A 17,183-nucleotide genomic window follows, 5' to 3' on the forward strand; every position below is an offset into this window, starting at 1 on the left:
TTTCAGTTTGAAATTGAGGGGGAAATGGCTAACTTTTAGGTCAAGTTTGAATTTGATTTTTTAAGCTGATTATTTAGTTAGTTGTTAGAAGATATTTTCTTTTACTTTTGATGGGACAAAAGTAACAAAACCCTTTTGTTGATCTAATGGAACTTCCATGTGCTATAAATCAACGGGCGACTTCCTGTCGCCGTGGCACGTATCAAATAGTTGCAGGACTTTACTTTGAAATAATGAGAAAGGGTTCGTAAGTATTAAAAACAATAAAACCCTCTTTTTAGAGGGCTTTATTCATACATAGAAACTAGCTTAACGAAGTCGGGATAACCAGTCGCCGAGGCTTTGTACAATCTGCACCAGAATCAACAATACAATCACCGTCATGATGACTACAGAGGTATCAAAACGCTGATAACCATAAGAAATCGCTAAGTCACCAATACCACCCGCACCGACAGCACCGGCCATTGCCGTTGCACCAATCAAACTGATGGTAGCAGTAGTCAAGTTTAGAATCAGTGAGCTACGCGCTTCCGGCAGAATAAACTTAAAGATAATTTGCATTGGCGTCGCGCCCATGGCTTGGGCAGATTCGATAATACCCTCATTCACTTCGAGTAAAGATGTTTCAATCAGGCGACCAATGTATGGACCGACATAAATGGTTAATGGAACAATCGCTGCCCATGTACCAATCGATGTGCCGACAATTAACTTGGTCAGTGGAATGACTGCGATTAGCAGGATAATAAACGGCAGCGAACGTAGCGCATTCACAATCGGATTGAGACCGTGATAAATCACACGATTCGGCAGAATTCCATTCGGACGTGTTACCAACAGGGTAATCGCCTGAATAAAGCCCCAGATACAGCCAAATAGCATCGCGAAGAACACCATATGAAAGGTTTCTTGCAGCGCTGTCACAAACTGATCTATCGACAGGGAGCTTTTCCAGAACGGCGCCGTGATCGTTGTTAGCCACTGTACAATCAAATCTCTCATGCCTGTACTCCCGCCTGATCGACTTGTACGCCGTGTTGTTCAAGGAATTTTATTGCTGCTTGAATTTCTTGTGCATCACCCAGTAGCTGAATAAACATCTGGCCAATCACCGTGCCATTAATTTCGGTCATATTGGCAAATAGAATATTTAAACTGATATTAAATTGTTTAATCACCGCTTGAATCACGGTTTCCTGAGCCGAACTGCCGAGGAATTTCAGGCAATAAATACTGTTGTGATTCTGGTTTTCCAGATTGGTCAGAATATTGACTGGTAAATGCTGCTGTAATACGGTCTGAATGAAATTCTTGGTGGTCGGGTGCTGTGGTTGACTAAATATTTGTAAGGTACTACCGGTCTCAATTACGTCACCTTTTTCCATCACGGCGACATAATCACATACAGTTTCAATCACATCCATTTCATGGGTAACCATAACAATGGTGATGCCTTGTTCTTCGTTAATTTTTTTAAGTAGCTGTAGAACAGATTTGGTGGTTTGTGGGTCCAGTGCAGAAGTCGCTTCATCACAGAGTAAAATTTTTGGATGATTGGCAAGGGCACGAGCGATCCCGACACGCTGCTTTTGACCGCCAGACAATTCATCTGGAAATGCATGACGTTTATGTTTCAGGTCAATAAAGTCTAATAATTCTTCGAGGCGTTTTTCTCGTTCTGCCTTGCTCCAGCCCAGGAGTTTCATTGGCATTTCGATATTGGCTGCCACGGTTTTGGTTTGCATTAAATTGAAATGCTGGAAAATCATGCCGATGCTGGCACGTTCTTGACGCAATGCTTTGGCATCGAGTGCGGTAAAATCTGTTCCGTTAATGATAATCCGGCCTGAGCTTGGGCGCTCAAGCAGGTTGATCAGACGGATGAGGGTGCTTTTACCAGCACCACTATAACCGATGATGCCAAAAATACTGCCGGTTGGAATCTGAAGATTAATCTGATTCAAGGCATGCAAGGTTTGACCCTTAAGCTCATACTGTTTTGAAATATCTTTAAATTCAATCATAGTGTCAAAAACTGCATCACGGATAAAAAAACAGGCAAGAAATCGTCCTTGCCTGTTCTAAAAGTCTATTATAGTACTATTTTGATTCAGTTAAATACGTCACAGGTTTGTTTACCGCAACTTTCGTACCACCAAAATGTTCATCAACATATGCTTTTACTGCTGGCGTATGATACAACGCACCTACTTTTTGCAGAACTGGATCATTTTGACGATCTGCTGCAACCGCTAATACGTTTACATTCATTTTTGTGCTTTGGTCGATTGGCTCATAGTAAATCGCATCTTTCAATACGTTTAAACCACCTTCCATTGCCAAGGTATTGCCCAGCACAATCGCATCCACTTCGTCTTTTACGCGTACTGCAGTCGCCATTTGAATTGGCTTAATCACGATTTGTTTTGCATTTTCGGTCACATCAGACGTTGTACCTTTGACATTGTCAAAACCAGCTTTTAATTTAACCAGGCCTGCTGATTGTAAAAGTAATAATGCACGTGATTCGTTTGCGCCGTCATTCGGAATGGCAATGGTCGCACCGGTTTTAAACTCGTTTAAAGATTTTACTTTGCTTGAGTAAATGCCCATAGGCTCTAGATAGGTCGTAGATAGAGGTGCAATTTTGGCTGTGTTGGCATCGTTGTAAGCCACCATATAGGCATAAGACTGGAATGCATTCACATCAATTTCTTTGTTGGCTACTGCTGTGTTCATCGACACATAGTCAGTGAAATTTTTCACATCAAGTTTGATACCGGCTGCTTTGGTTTCAGGCAGGGTCGCGATATAACGCCATACGTCTGCATCTGAACCGGTCGAAGCCATAGTTACAGTTTGAAGACCATTTGCATCTTTAGTTTGCGCTGCATCAGTGGCAGGCGCTTCCTGTTTACCACACCCAGTTAAAGTCAATACAGAGGCACTCAAGATAACGCCAAGTAACTTTTTCATGAAATTGTCCTAATTCTATTCTTGCCTAGAGTATAAGCATTTTTAAATCGTGTTAAATAAGAGTTTTATTACGATCTAAGTAGATAGCTTGATCATGGTTGAAGAAAGCTTGAAGTCGAAAGCTGCAAGCGTGCAACAACAATTCTGGTGAACTTGATCAAGTCAGAGGCAGCCCAAATCTGATGTATTTAATCTATTTGGAGAGAGAAAATAGATATTTTATAAGTACATGGCAAGGTTTGAGTGCTCTGAAGTTGCGGATATCATAGCAATAAATCTATATTCGATATACTGGATAAAAAAGCCTTGCTTATCTCTTTAGTCGAATATAAAAAAAGATCTTTTAAACAAAATTTTAATTAAAACAATATATTATTTATATTGAAAATATAGTTTTAATGGATGTGTTTAAATAGTGATCTTTATAAGATTTTGTAAGATAGAAATATAAAAAATGCATATAGATAAATATAAAAAAATATCTGATTTTTTGGGAAATGAAGAAAATTCGATCATTAACGAGATAAATCTTTCCTTTATATTAACTAAGCGAGTCAGTATCTGATCTTGGTTTCCTCAGGTCATGATACTGCAAGCTTGTTTTAACAAAAGGGAATATACAGATAATCCGAACGCTGTTTTTCATAGAGTACGTGTCTACACAAGATATGATCGGCAGGTACAAGTGGATGGTCAAACTCTCTTACTTTTTCTAAGCCAATGTTTTGCATGACACGTTCTGAGGGCGTGTTGATGCAGGCAGTAAAAGAAATGACTTTCTCTAGGCGCAGGGTTCTAAAGGCATATTTTAGTACTGCTTTGGCTCCTTCAGTAGCATAGCCTTGGTTCCAATATTGCGGTAGCAAGCGCCAGCCAATTTCAGGTGCATCTGCCATTTCAAACTCAGGCGGATGCACGTGTAAACCAATAAAGCCAATAAATTCGCCAGAGCTTTTAAGCTCTACTGCATATAAACCCCAAACACGTGTTTCGATGGCATCTTTTAAGCGTTGCATAAATGCAGTGGCTTCGGAAGCATCGAGTTTTTTAAGAAAATAACGCATGACTTCATCGTCTGCGCATATCTAGATAAATGGGGCAGTGTCGGAATCTTGCCATTGGCGGAGGATGAGGCGAGGGCTGGATATTTTAATCATATTTCTTTCATGGTTGAGGTTTCTATGTTTAACTAATTGATTTAAAATTAAATTAACTCAAATTATAACAAGTGGAAGAATGAAGACTAAGATCATAAAAGAATTAATCATAGGTTATCTAGTTATTATTGTTATCATGACATTTATAACCTACTTTTTAATCTACCCCTTAGCAATAGATAAGGGTACGGCTGTAGCAACTATGTTTGGTTGGTCAGCAGGTCTTTTTGCGCCATTGTCTGCTTTTATTTTGTTAAATGCTTGGAAAGAACAAAATAATTTCATGGTCAAACGAGATTTAATGATTGATACATTAGAATATTTAGATGAGGCAACTAGGGCAATAGGGCAAATATATTGGCTAATTTATATAAATGAAACTAAAAATTATTTTTATCCTTACAATGAGAAAAATATACCTTTAGACTTACATAAATTTATCATGGATGAGCATACAATTTTTGTGAAAAATTTAGGTAAATTTCAGAAAGTTGCACTGAGAATTTTAGATAATGCCGAATCTAATGAATTTATTGAACTATATAAAATTTTGAATAAGCTACACGATGAAATAATTTATGCTTTAAATATGAAAAATAAAAAAATTGAAGTAGATATTCAGACTTATAACGATAAATTTCCATATTTGTATGATTACTATCATGATCTTCTTGAAAAGAAAGAAAAATATGAAATTCTAGCTAAAGATTATCTTATTGCGAAATAATAAAAACCCCGCACTCAGCGGGGTTTTTTAATACTTAAACTGAGTTAAGCATTTTCACGCGCAATCGCGCGGTAACCAATATCTTTACGGTATTGGACACCATCGAATGTTACTTTTTCACAAAGCTCTAATGCTTTTGCTTGCGCTTCACCAATGGTATTACCCAGTGCAGTCACACAAAGTACACGACCGCCAGCAGTGACGATGTCGCCATTTTCATTGGCTTTAGTACCTGCATGGAACACTTTCGCATCTGCCATTTCAGTGTCTAAACCTGAAATCACATCACCATTGCTTGAAGTTTCTGGGTAGCCTTTTGACGCTAAAACGATACCAACAGTCTTGCGCTCATCCCATTCAGCTTCAGCAGGTAAGTTACCTGCAATACCAGCTTCAACGAGATCCACCAAAGATGATTTTAAACGCATCATGATCGGTTGAGTTTCAGGGTCACCAAAACGACAGTTAAACTCGATTACTTTTGGTTGACCTTTGTCGTCAATCATCAAGCCAGCGTATAAGAAACCAGTGTAAACGTGACCGTCTTTTTTCATACCTTCAACGGTAGGACGCATCACTTCATTCATGGTTTTTTCAAACACATCAGCAGTCACAACAGGTGCAGGAGAGTAAGCACCCATACCGCCGGTGTTCGGACCTTGGTCGCCTTCAAAAATACGCTTATGGTCTTGCGATGTTGCCATTGGCAAGATGTTGTCGCCATCAATCATACAAATGAAAGATGCTTCTTCACCCGCAAGGAATTCTTCGATCACAACGCGAGAACCTGCATCGCCAAACTTGTTACCTGCAAGCATGTCATCAATTGCTGCAAATGCTTCTTGATTGGTCATGGCAACGATTACGCCTTTACCTGCAGCAAGACCATCAGCCTTGATCACGATTGGCGCACCATTTTTCTCAACAAATGCTTTCGCAGCATCTACTTCAGTAAATACGTCATAGAAAGCCGTTGGAATGTTATGGCGTTTAAGGAAGTGTTTAGCGAATGCTTTAGAGCCTTCAAGCTGCGCAGCAAATTGAGTTGGACCCCAAATTTTAACGCCAGCTTCACGGCATGCATCTACAACACCATTTACAAGTGGTGCTTCAGGACCAACAACCACTAAATCAACCGCATTGCTTTTTGCAAAGTCGATAATCGCAGCATTGTCTAAAATATTTAAGGCAACATTTTCGCATTTATTTTCTGTTGCAGTACCTGCATTACCCGGTGCTACAAATACTTTTGCGACTTTATCATCTTGCGCGATTTTCCATGCCAATGCATGTTCACGACCGCCATTACCCAAAACTAAAATATTCATTAAAAAAAATCCTTCTGAAATAGAATCCCCCTAAATCCCCCTTTGATAAAAGGGGGACTCCCTTCGCTCTACTATGATATAGAAAACCCTCCTTTATTAAGGAGGGCTAGGGAGGATTTAAAATTAATTAGTGACGGAAGTGACGCATACCAGTGAACACCATTGCAATACCAGCTTCGTCAGCTGCTGCAATTGTTTCTTCATCACGCATAGAACCACCCGGTTGAATAATGCATTTGATACCTGCTTTGGCAGCGTTATCAATACCATCACGGAATGGGAAGAATGCGTCAGATGCCATTACCGCACCTTCAACCACTAAACCAGCATGTTCAGCTTTGATTGCAGCAATACGGGCAGAGTTGACACGGCTCATTTGGCCAGCGCCGACACCGATCGTTTGACGGTTTTTGGCATAAACAATCGCGTTAGACTTCACGTATTTCGCCACTTTCCAAGCGAAGATCATGTCATCAATTTCTTGTTCAGTTGGTGCGCGTTTAGTCACAACTTTAAGATCATCTTTAGTAATCATGCCTAAGTCTTGATCTTGAACTAACAAACCGCCGTTTACGCGTTTGTAGTCAAGTTGTGCAGCACGTTCGTCAATCTTTGGAAGTTCGCCACATACTAGTACGCGTACATTTTTCTTCGCACCAGTGACTTCAAGCACGCCTTCAGCAACGCTAGGAGCGATGATTACTTCAACGAATTGACGGTCAACAATTGCTTGTGCAGTTTCAACATCTAATTCACGGTTGAATGCAATGATGCCGCCGAATGCAGATTCTGGATCAGTTGCATAAGCAAGATCGTAAGCAGCTTTGATACCGTCTAAAGATACTGCAACGCCACATGGGTTGGCATGTTTAACGATGACACAAGCAGGCTTTGCAAATGATTTAACACATTCAAGTGCAGCGTCTGTGTCCGCAATGTTGTTATAAGAGAGTTCTTTACCTTGTAACTGTTTTGCAGTTGAAACAGAAGCTTCAGTTGCAGCTGGATCTACATAGAATGCAGCAGACTGATGCGGATTTTCACCATAACGTAAGTCTTGAGCTTTGTTCAATTGTGTATTGAAAGTACGCGCGAATTTGTCAGCCTGACCTTCCTCGACACCTACGCGAGCGCCTAAGTAAGATGCGATCATACCATCGTATTGCGCAGTATGTTCAAATGCTTTCACTGCCAGGTCAAAACGGGTTGCATAAGATAAAGCACCTTCCGCTTTAAGCTCAGCAATTACCGTTGCGTAGTCAGATGCATTCACTACGATACCGACAGAAGCATGGTTTTTTGCAGCAGCACGAACCATAGTCGGACCACCGATGTCGATGTTTTCGATCGCATCAGCAAGTGAACAGTTTGGTTTTGCTACAGTCGCAGCAAATGGATACAGGTTAACAACAACAAGATCGATCGCATCGATGTTGTGTTCAGCCATCACTGCTTCGTCTAGACCACGACGGGCCAGAATGCCGCCATGAATTTTTGGATGTAGTGTTTTAACACGGCCGTCCATCATCTCTGGGAAACCAGTGTGCTCTGAAACTTCAACTACAGCCACATTATTGTCTTTCAACAATTTGTAGGTACCACCTGTAGATAAAATTTCTACCCCTAGAGCAGCAAGTTCTTGTGCAAATTCAACAATACCAGTCTTGTCAGACACAGAGATTAAAGCGCGTTTAATAGTCATGATCTTCGTCACAGTTTTCAAGGAACAGAATAAAACAAAATCAGCAATTTACAGGTTAAAAAAAATGCCTGCGGAAGCCGCAAGCATTTTATCATTTATTCACTCATTAAACCGTGAGCTTTTAACTTTTTACGTAAAGTACCACGGTTGAGTCCGAGAATCTCGGCAGCACGTGTTTGGTTACCACGTGTATATTCTAGAACTACAGATAGAAGAGGTTTCTCCATTTCTGCTAGCACCATGTCGTATACCTGAGATGGTTGCTCGCCCTGCAGTTGTGCAAAATAGTGGCGAACTGCGCGATCTACGTGGATACGTAAAGCAACATCAGATTGTGCAGTAAAAATAGGAGATTTGCTATTCATGCGAATTAATCCGAAAAACAAATATCACTTGGGTAAAGTGATATATAAAAGTGGTCTAGAAATTGAAATGAACTCCATTTTAGATCCTAAAACGGAAGTTCTAAAACTTAGTCATTACATTGAGCCTGTAGCTTGACACATCTCTGCGATTTGGTCGAAAAATAAGCGTAACAATAGTTAAAGTTTTGTTACTGACCAAAATCAAAACAAAAAAATCTGCACGATACGCAATAAATTTTATAGCGCATTAGGCAAGACTGTATTTGTTGTGAAAAAGTCGCGAGGAGTTGCAGCACATAGCTTTCGTGGCGCGTATCATACCATTGTCTAAGCAAAAGTGAGCAAGAAAACTGCATTTTTTTTAACTTTTTTTAATTTTTTAATGCTTTCTCAGCAGATTAGGGGCGAATTATTTCCAAAGTATAGCGATCAAAGCTTTTACGATCGACTGGAAGCTTAAATTTGAATTTAAACGGGCTGTTTTTTGGGATGCGCTGAATATTGACCAGACTTTCAATCAGGTACTCTTCGGAGGACAGGTTATAAGTTGCAATCACTTCACCGCGATGTTCCAGATTGATTCTTAAAATCGGTAAGGCCAGGCTACGGTCATGAAAATTGATCAGCTCACCGCTAAACTCAGCTTCATTATTACCGGTTGCCTTGATTTTGACTTTATTGGCCTGAATCAGTGTGTAGTATTTTTCCAGATTGGAACAATTAAACACTTCACAGGCAGTGTTAAAGGCCAGGCTCATAACGTGACTGTTTTTGATGTATTGCGGATTGAACCAGAAGAATTGAAACATCAGCAGGCTGAACAGTGACAGATTGAGTAAACTCCAGCCTATATAGTACATTGGCCCGCGTTTAGTCTGTTTTTCTGCCTGATCTTCCCAATTCATGCTCGGTAATACTGAAATTGGCTCGGTACTGAAATAATTCAGGTTATTTAAATAGGTTTCCAGGTCAATATTGGAATGTTCAACTTTTTGATCAAAAATCTGTAGCAGGCTATGACGATTGTGCTGATCTGCGTGATAAACACCTGAGTTATTTTGAGTATCAGTTTCGCTGAATTCGCTGGAGTTCGACTGAGCCTGAGATATTGATGCGGTGACCGAATTCCGGGTTTCGGTCACCAAATGCGATAAGGCATTAAATGAAGTAGTACATTTGGGACAGCAAACCATACCCTGCGCAACGGTGAGTTGAGCAACTGTGACCTTATAGGTGGTGGAACAGGTAGGGCAATGGGTTCTTTTGTCACTCATGGATTATTTATAGGCTCATTCGTTCTTATGGCGTTTACCCGAGATACGGCACCAGTGCTCGTCTCGTTTTTCTACCTCTAATATATCAAAATAATTTGAGTAAATGCTAGTAACATCAGCAACTTGCTCTTCAATCACTCCGGCAAGTGCGAACTGTCCCTCAGATTTGATTAAAGTTGCGAACTCAGGAGCCAGCATCATCAGTGGTGCTGCCAGAATATTGGCAACAAATACGTCAGCTTTGGTATTGCCGAGCTCATCTCTAAATTCTTCTGGCAGTCCGACATAAAGTTTGTCCAGTACGCCATTCAGTTCAGCGTTTTGCTGAGTCGCCAGTACAGCTTGTGGGTCGATATCAGTAGCATATGCTTTTTTCGCACCTAATAGCAGTGCAGCTACCGCGAGAATGCCTGAGCCACAGCCATAATCGATGACAATTTTATCTTTCACATTAATTTTGCCGAGCCATTGTAAGCACAGGAAAGTTGAAGCGTGGTTGCCTGTTCCGAAAGCCAGACCTGGATCAAGCTTGATGTTTACCGCATCGGCATCAGGTGCTTCCATCCACTCCGGTACGATCCAGTATTTATCAGCAATCTGAATAGGCTCATAGGCATCCATCCAGGTACGTTCCCAAGCCTGATCTTCAATCAGTTCATGACGGATCGGAGCATCTGGCATTTGTGTACGAATAAAGGTTTCTAGTGCGGCAACATCGATTTCTTCGCCTTCTTCCTGCGCATAAATACCGGTCACAATCACTTTATTCCAAAGTGGCGTTTCACCTGGAAGTGGTTCCAGCAAATCCTGGTTTTCAGCATCATCCAAAGTCACACTCACTGCGCCTAGCGAGCTGAGTAATGTCTCAGTAAAATCAACCTGAGCCTGTTCAACCGTAATATGAATTTGTAACCACTTCACAGAAATAACCTTTATACATTTTTCAAAAAGCTATTGTAACGGAAGTTCAGACTCAACGCTGCTATCTTCTTGATCCATTCCCAAAATAAAAAGGATGCCTGAAGCATCCTTTTAAGCGTTCCAGAGCTTATCTAATCCAGATTCGTTAAAGGTGTTTGCGCCGGGAGTGGTGCAAGCCGATTCAACAAGCTGCCAAAAATTGCAGCAAAGATATACATAAAGATAGAATAAACCGCGGCTGGCATTGCCACAGCAGCACTGCCAATCACGGTCAGGGCAATGGTCATGGCGAGGGTGCTGTTATGAATGCCAATTTCAAATGCACTGGCACGGGCTTGAGCGCTATTAATATTCAGTAGTCGTGGAATCAGATAACCAATACTCAGGCTCAAGGTGCAGAATAAGGCAGTCGCTAGACCAACCTGGGTCAAGTATTCGCCGATATTTGTGCGTTCTTTAATAAGTGTGGCAATAATAATCAGCACCAAAAAGCCAATCGAAAAAATCCGCAGCGGCCGATTCAGTTTTGCTGTCACGCCTGGTGCATAGCGCCGAATCAACATGCCAATTCCCACCGGAATCAGGATGATCGCAAAGACTTGCAGAATCTTGCCGAATTGCAGGCCAACTTGCTGGCTATCCTGCATAAAATGCATGATCGAAAAATTAATAATTAAAGGTAAGGTAATCGCTGCGATGACTGAGTTGATAGCAGTCAAAGTGATATTGAGGGCTAAGTCACCTTTAAACAGATAGCTAAACAGGTTGGCTGTTGCACCCCCGGGCGAAGCCGCCAAGAGCATCAACCCGACTGAGAGTAATGGGGTTAAAGCGAATAGCTTGCAAAGCAAAAAGGCAATGCCAACCAGAATAACCAGTTGGCAGAACAATGCTATAAATACGGCTTTGGGGTGACGAGTGACACGGCTAAAGTCCCGAGGTGTCAGTTCAAGGCCAAGTCCCATCATGATGATTGCAAGTGCCAGCGGCAGTAATATTGTTATAAGGCCAGAATCCATCTGTATGCTCCTTGTCGAAAATTGTTTTAATACTTCTGATTTTCTTTGGAAAAGCATACAGCCTTATAGCAAAATCAGCCAAATAAATTACAAATCTGATAAACGACTTTTATTACTATATACCACTTGCTGGCGGCTAATTAGCACACCGAAAATGGTCGCGAAACTGTACATGAAAATTGTATAAATGCCTGCTGGAATGGCCATCGTGACATTATTCAGAACCGAAATCGCAATGGTTAGGGCAATGGCTGTGTTATGAATGCCGATTTCAAAGGTACAAGCACGTGCCATTTTCTCTGGAATGCCCATGAGTAGAGGGATGCAATAGCCAATAAACAGGCTGGAAAAACATAAAATCGCAGTTGCTGTACCAATATTGGCAAAGTATTCGACCAAATTCGAACGTTCTCTGAAAATGGCGAATATGAATAGGATGGTTAGAAAACCGATAGAGAGTAAGCGCATGGGCCTGCTGACAGTAATCGACAGGTTTGGAAATTTGGCTCGAAGCAGCATACCCATGATCACGGGAATCAAGGTAATTAAAAACACTTGTACAATCTTTTCAACTGGAAAAGTCACGTTTGAGTCATGACTCATAAAGTAGTGTAAGGACAGATTGACAATAAAGGGCAAGGTAAAAATAGAGATGATGGTATTAATGGCGGTTAGAGTAATATTCAGTGCCACATCACCTTTATATATGTAGCTAAACAGGTTTGCGGTTGGACCACCGGGCGAGGCGGCCAGCAGCATCAGACCTACAGCAAGCAAAGCGGGCAAGTCCAAAATCAGACAAATAAAAAAAGCAATGCTGGGTAATAGGACTAACTGCGCAAATAAAGTAATAAAAATGACTTTAGGATAGCGACTTAAGCGCAGGAAATCTTTGATGGTGAGTTCTAGCCCCAGCCCCATCATCATAATTGCCAATGTAATTGGCAAAAAAACGCTAAAAAACCCCGAATCCATGAATTTGCCTTTTTATTATACATTTATAGGTATATTTCCAGTTTAGCCTAGATGAATAAATAAGCAATAAAAAACGGGCAAAATGCAGTCACTTTGCCCGTCAAAGCTTTTACTTGAAATCTAAACTATTTAGATATATATCGGCTACATACCTGGCTGGCCTTGCATTGGTGAATCAGGCTGTGCTGGCTGGTTCATCTGATGCTGCATAGGCTGGTTTTGCATATGTGGCTGCATCGGTTGGCTTTGCATCTGAGATTGTCCCTGAGGGCGTGGTGGCATAAAGCCTAATGCACATTTACCTTTGACTTCGGCACCATTGATGGTGGCAGTAGTCGCACCACTGTTGCCGCTACAGGTACTCATGAGTTCGGCTTCATCGCCTTTGATTGAAGCATTTTTGGATGAAGTGAAAAACTGCGGCTCACAGGTACCATTCCAGATAATGCCGCGATAGGCAAAACTGACTTGTGCACCTTGGGATTTGCCTTTACAAACCTGTTGGTACTTTTGTGCATTATAAATGGTTTCGACCTTATCATTCGCTGATGCAGCAAATGGCGCAAAACATAAACCACATAGAACGGTTGAGAGGAAAATATTCTTATTCATCTTTTATACCTTTGTTTGTAATGTAACCAACATATAGATTAAAAAATGCGCCAGATTAAACAATGCAAATCGAGTAAATTTCTCAGCTTATATGTTTAATTTATATAGTTCCTCTGCAAAGTTAAATTACAGTGCTTTATTGTTATGCGAGTTAAGTGCGATTTATCTCAGGATAAATTCAACTGAATTTGTCTACTTTAGAGTGAAATTTGCTATAATGCTCAGCTATTCTTTTTTATCTCTCAATTACCACTATGCATTATCCTAAAGTATACGATGTTATTGTTATCGGTGGCGGTCACGCCGGTACGGAAGCGGCTCTGGCTGCAGCGCGTATGGGTCGACAGACTTTACTCTTAACTCATAACATTGAGACTTTAGGGCAGATGAGCTGTAACCCGGCCATCGGTGGTATTGGTAAATCGCATTTGGTGCGTGAAATTGATGCTTTGGGCGGTGCGATGGCACTGGCTGCCGATAAAGGCGGTATTCAATTCCGTATTTTGAACTCGCGTAAAGGTGCTGCAGTACGTGCAACACGTGCGCAGGCGGACCGTGTACGTTATAAAGCGGCTATTCGCGAAACATTAGAAAACCAAGCAAACCTTGATATTTTTCAGCAAGCCGCAGATGACCTGATTGTTGAAGGCGATACCGTTAAAGGTGTGGTTACCCAAATGGGTATCCGTTTTGATGCGAAAACTGTGGTGCTGACAGCAGGTACATTCTTAGGTGGTGTCATCCACGTTGGTCTGGAGAAATCTAGCGGTGGTCGTGCTGGTGATCCGCCATCTATTTCACTTGCACATCGTTTGCGTGAATTAAACTTGCCAGTAGGTCGTTTAAAAACAGGTACACCACCACGTATTGACGCGCGTTCAGTGGATTTCTCTGTGATGACACCACAGCCGGGTGATTTCCCATCTCCGACCATGTCATTCATGGGGGATGTGTCTATGCATCCTGAGCAGGTAAATTGCTATATCACGCATACCAATGAACGCACGCATGAAATCATTCGTGGCGGTTTAGACCGTTCACCGATGTACACGGGTGTGATCGAAGGTGTTGGACCACGTTATTGCCCATCGATTGAAGATAAGATTCACCGTTTTGCCGATAAAGATTCTCACCAAGTCTTCTTGGAGCCTGAAGGCTTGGATACACATGAGCTTTATCCAAATGGTATTTCGACTTCTTTACCGTTCGACGTTCAGTTTGAACTGGTTCGCTCGATCCGTGGTATGGAAAATGCGCACATTCTTCGTCCGGGCTATGCCATTGAATACGATTACTTCAACCCACAAGCGTTGAAATTTACCCTTGAAACCAAAGCAATTAATAACTTGTATTTCGCCGGTCAAATCAACGGCACAACCGGTTATGAAGAAGCGGGTGCGCAGGGTTTGCTTGCAGGCTTGAACGCTGCACGCCGTGCTTGGGATCAGGAGCAATGGACGCCAAAACGTGATGAAGCATACATGGGTGTTCTGGTCGATGACCTGATCACATTAGGTACCAAAGAACCATACCGTATGTTCACCTCACGTGCCGAATACCGTTTGATGCTGCGTGAAGATAACGCAGATCAGCGTTTAACAGCCATTGGTCGTGAAATGGGTCTGGTGGATGACGCGCGTTGGGCAGTGTACTGTGAGAAAATGGAAGCAGTGGAAAAAGAAACAGGCCGTTTGCAACACTTGTGGGCCGCACCAAATAACCCAATGGGCAAGAAATTCGTTGAGATGACCGGTGCAGACCTGTCTAAAGAATGTTCGGCGATTGATTTGTTGAAACGTCCAAACATTTCATTTGCTCAAATTGCAGAGTTAACCAATTCTGAAGTATCACCATTTGTCGGTGAGCAAATTGAAATTGCAGTGAAATATGCGGGTTATATTAATCGTCAGCATGAAGACGTCGCACAAATGAAACGTCTTGAAGAAACCCGTATTCCTGCGGATTTCGATTATGACATCGTGTCAGGTCTGTCCCGTGAAATTACCCTGAAACTGAAAGATGTTCGTCCTGAAACATTGGCGCAAGCCAGTCGTATTCCAGGTGTAACCCCTGCAGCAGTTCAACTGGTGATGATTACAATTCGTAAGAATGCACAAGCAAAGAAATCTGCTTAAGATTATGCGCTAAAAAAGCCCGCATTAAGCGGGCTTTTTATCGGCTTGTAGTTTTGTATAAGTTTTGACTATCGTTGAATTAAAAATAACTACTATTAAATTAAGTTATTGATAAATATATATAATGAATATTATTAAGATGTATTAAGTCTAGAAATACAATCTTTTAGGTCTAATTTAGATGATATTTACACATGCTGATGTGCTTAAACCCGACTATTGTCGTGCTATTTCTCTATCAAGATTAGGTTAAGAATAATGCAACGGATCGTCAGACTATCAAACGGTTTGTGAATTATTGATGGAGATCAGTCATGGCACAGCCATACAGCGGAAAAGCCCAAAAAATATTAACGATATTCTTATGTTTCTGGGTCGCATTTTTTGAAGGTTTTGACCTTCAAGCTCCCGGGATTGCGGCGAAAGGAATTGCAGCAAGCTTTGGTTTAGATCAAATCCAAATGGGCTATGTATTTAGTCTGGGTGTCTTTGGAATGCTGTTTGGCGCATTCTTTGGCGGACGTATTGCAGATTATCTAGGACAAAAGAAAGTCCTAATGCTTTCTGTGACTATTTTTGGTCTGTTCATGTCGTTGACTGCAATTGCGCCAAGCATCGAAGTTTTATATGCAGCGCGTTTCTTTACTGGTTTGGGTTTAGGTGCGGCAATGCCAACCATGATTTCAGTCGTCGGTGATGAAGCAACGGAAGCCAACCGTGGCAAGCTAAATAGTCTGATGTATTGTGGTTTGCCGGTAGGGGCGATCTTTGTTGCCGGTCTGGCCATGTTGCTTCCAGAGATTCAATGGCAAACCTTGTTCCTGATTGGGGGATTAACGCCTTTAGTATTGATTCCATTGATGGCGTTTATTCTTAAAGATAAGTCTAAAGTGAATGCGGAAGTGCAGGTCTCTGACGAAGCTGTACCGGGCATGGCTGAAGTTTTGTTCAAGCAGCGCCAATATAAAAATACAGTACCTCTTTGGGTCGGGTTCTTTTTTACCTTGATGATCAATTATATTTTGATTAGCTGGTTGCCAAATTTACTTATGGAACAAGGTTTACAGAAACAACAGGCATTTCTGGTGATGTTGGTGTTCCAGGTGGGCGCTGTCATTGGAACCTTGAGTCTGGGTTATTTGCTGGACCGTTTAAAGCTCTGGCAAATGGCAACCATCATTTATAGTGGCTTGTTTGTTGCCTTGGTATTGTTATTCACCACAACTTCTATTCCGTTATTAATTTTGGCGGGAGTCATGGGTGGTATTTTCTCTACAGGTGGTCAATCTATTCTGTATGGGATCTCACCAATTTTTTATTCAGGCGCAGGCAAAGTGACAGGCGTGGGGAGTGCGATCTCTCTAGGGCGTTTAGGAGCGATGACTGGACCATTATTAACTGGAAAAATTCTGGCATTAGGTTTGGGAACGACGGGCATTCTTGTGGCAAGTTTGCCAGCAGTGGTCGTATCGGTAGCTGTCACCGCACTATCACGTTATAAGGCTACTCATAAGTAATAGATTATTGATATCTCAATACAGAAAAGGGAATCTGAAGATTCCTTTTTTTATCGTCGAGGTTTTTAATTGAATAAAGTCAGTCCATAAAATTTGCTAAAATATACGGATAGTAAACAGATTGATTTTTATATGGCTTATCAACTTATTCCACTCTCGATTCAGGCCACTGATAATATTGCCTGTCCACATTGTCAGCACAACGTGATTGATTGGGCAGAAGAGCAGTATGTGCAACCTTGTGAACATACCCTGTTTATTGCCATGGATATTGGCTTTGAATATATGACGGATGAATTCGAGCACAGCATGCCGCGTTCTGTAGATGATCTGCATGCCAATGATGATCAGGTGAATATGCTGGATGAAATCACCCAAGCGACTTATTCAAATTATCTGATATATAAGTCTGATCTGGGCATAGATGGGTATTTCCGCTATGTGGGTTTTACTGCATAAATCATCATCAATA

16 protein-coding genes are annotated in these 17,183 nt (G+C 41.5%); 4 read left to right on the forward strand and 12 right to left on the reverse strand.

The window, feature by feature from the left end:
* Nucleotides 1-309: 309 nt before the first annotated feature.
* The 4 genes from ACP7AK_RS01575 to ACP7AK_RS01590 all read right to left on the reverse strand — a co-directional run bounded on the left by ACP7AK_RS01575 (nucleotide 310) and on the right by ACP7AK_RS01590 (nucleotide 4,043).
* A complete protein-coding gene (locus tag ACP7AK_RS01575) occupies nucleotides 310-1,005 on the reverse strand; it encodes a methionine ABC transporter permease (protein ID WP_004279923.1) in 696 nt (231 codons plus the stop codon).
* Complete coding sequence (locus ACP7AK_RS01580) at nucleotides 1,002-2,027, reverse strand: methionine ABC transporter ATP-binding protein (protein WP_044110226.1); 1,026 nt, start codon at nucleotides 2,025-2,027, stop codon at nucleotides 1,002-1,004. The genes ACP7AK_RS01575 and ACP7AK_RS01580 overlap by 4 nt, the downstream gene beginning before the upstream one ends.
* A 76-nt stretch (nucleotides 2,028-2,103) precedes the next feature.
* On the reverse strand, nucleotides 2,104-2,979 hold the full coding sequence (locus ACP7AK_RS01585) for a MetQ/NlpA family ABC transporter substrate-binding protein (protein ID WP_005100876.1): 876 nt from the start codon (nucleotides 2,977-2,979) through the stop codon (nucleotides 2,104-2,106).
* Nucleotides 2,980-3,581: 602 nt separating this feature from the next.
* Nucleotides 3,582-4,043, reverse strand: a complete 462-nt coding sequence (locus tag ACP7AK_RS01590) for a GNAT family N-acetyltransferase (protein ID WP_425878216.1) — start codon at nucleotides 4,041-4,043, stop codon at nucleotides 3,582-3,584.
* A 172-nt stretch (nucleotides 4,044-4,215) separates the two neighbouring features.
* On the opposite strand from ACP7AK_RS01590, the gene ACP7AK_RS01595 reads away from it, so the two are divergent.
* Nucleotides 4,216-4,863 carry a hypothetical protein gene (locus ACP7AK_RS01595; protein ID WP_346799681.1) on the forward strand — a complete coding sequence of 216 codons (648 nt, stop codon included), beginning with the start codon at nucleotides 4,216-4,218 and terminating at the stop codon, nucleotides 4,861-4,863.
* A gap of 44 nt (nucleotides 4,864-4,907) precedes the next feature.
* Here the strand turns inward: ACP7AK_RS01595 and purD are convergent, their stop codons facing one another.
* The 8 genes from purD to ACP7AK_RS01635 form a co-directional block, all read right to left on the reverse strand.
* Nucleotides 4,908-6,191 carry a phosphoribosylamine--glycine ligase gene (gene purD / locus ACP7AK_RS01600; RefSeq protein ID WP_425878218.1) on the reverse strand — a complete coding sequence of 428 codons (1,284 nt, stop codon included), beginning with the start codon at nucleotides 6,189-6,191 and terminating at the stop codon, nucleotides 4,908-4,910.
* A 127-nt stretch (nucleotides 6,192-6,318) separates the two neighbouring features.
* Nucleotides 6,319-7,893 (reverse strand): bifunctional phosphoribosylaminoimidazolecarboxamide formyltransferase/IMP cyclohydrolase, encoded by a 1,575-nt coding sequence (purH, locus tag ACP7AK_RS01605; protein ID WP_425878220.1) that lies wholly within the window; start codon nucleotides 7,891-7,893, stop codon nucleotides 6,319-6,321.
* 95 nt (nucleotides 7,894-7,988) lie between these two features.
* The gene (fis, locus tag ACP7AK_RS01610) at nucleotides 7,989-8,258 is read right to left on the reverse strand and encodes a DNA-binding transcriptional regulator Fis (protein WP_001086304.1); all 270 of its coding nucleotides are present in this window, start codon (nucleotides 8,256-8,258) and stop codon (nucleotides 7,989-7,991) included.
* Between the two features lie 398 nt (nucleotides 8,259-8,656).
* Complete coding sequence (locus ACP7AK_RS01615; RefSeq protein ID WP_004279897.1) at nucleotides 8,657-9,532, reverse strand: DUF3426 domain-containing protein; 876 nt, start codon at nucleotides 9,530-9,532, stop codon at nucleotides 8,657-8,659.
* Nucleotides 9,533-9,547: 15 nt separating this feature from the next.
* Nucleotides 9,548-10,453, reverse strand: coding sequence for a 50S ribosomal protein L11 methyltransferase (prmA, locus tag ACP7AK_RS01620; protein ID WP_005266631.1), 906 nt, complete (start codon nucleotides 10,451-10,453; stop codon nucleotides 9,548-9,550).
* 131 nt (nucleotides 10,454-10,584) lie between these two features.
* Nucleotides 10,585-11,472: a bile acid:sodium symporter family protein gene (locus ACP7AK_RS01625; RefSeq protein WP_425878225.1), complete on the reverse strand. Its 888-nt coding sequence runs from the start codon at nucleotides 11,470-11,472 to the stop codon at nucleotides 10,585-10,587.
* Between the two features lie 87 nt (nucleotides 11,473-11,559).
* Nucleotides 11,560-12,447, reverse strand: a complete 888-nt coding sequence (locus tag ACP7AK_RS01630) for a bile acid:sodium symporter family protein (RefSeq protein WP_005100861.1) — start codon at nucleotides 12,445-12,447, stop codon at nucleotides 11,560-11,562.
* Nucleotides 12,448-12,591: 144 nt separating this feature from the next.
* Nucleotides 12,592-13,059, reverse strand: a complete 468-nt coding sequence (locus ACP7AK_RS01635) for a hypothetical protein (protein ID WP_114540771.1) — start codon at nucleotides 13,057-13,059, stop codon at nucleotides 12,592-12,594.
* 254 nt (nucleotides 13,060-13,313) lie between these two features.
* On the opposite strand from ACP7AK_RS01635, the gene mnmG reads away from it, so the two are divergent.
* The 3 genes from mnmG (at nucleotide 13,314) to ACP7AK_RS01650 (ending at nucleotide 17,170) form a co-directional block, all read left to right on the forward strand.
* A complete protein-coding gene (gene mnmG, locus ACP7AK_RS01640) occupies nucleotides 13,314-15,194 on the forward strand; it encodes a tRNA uridine-5-carboxymethylaminomethyl(34) synthesis enzyme MnmG (RefSeq protein WP_004279892.1) in 1,881 nt (626 codons plus the stop codon).
* A 314-nt stretch (nucleotides 15,195-15,508) separates the two neighbouring features.
* Nucleotides 15,509-16,711 (forward strand): 3-(3-hydroxy-phenyl)propionate transporter MhpT, encoded by a 1,203-nt coding sequence (gene mhpT, locus ACP7AK_RS01645; RefSeq protein WP_313564220.1) that lies wholly within the window; start codon nucleotides 15,509-15,511, stop codon nucleotides 16,709-16,711.
* Nucleotides 16,712-16,843: 132 nt separating this feature from the next.
* Nucleotides 16,844-17,170: a hypothetical protein gene (locus ACP7AK_RS01650; protein ID WP_004279890.1), complete on the forward strand. Its 327-nt coding sequence runs from the start codon at nucleotides 16,844-16,846 to the stop codon at nucleotides 17,168-17,170.
* Nucleotides 17,171-17,183 lie beyond the last annotated feature (13 nt).

It is taken from the genome of Acinetobacter sp. TWP2-2-3 (assembly GCF_049896445.1).
GTDB lineage: Bacteria > Pseudomonadota > Gammaproteobacteria > Pseudomonadales > Moraxellaceae > Acinetobacter.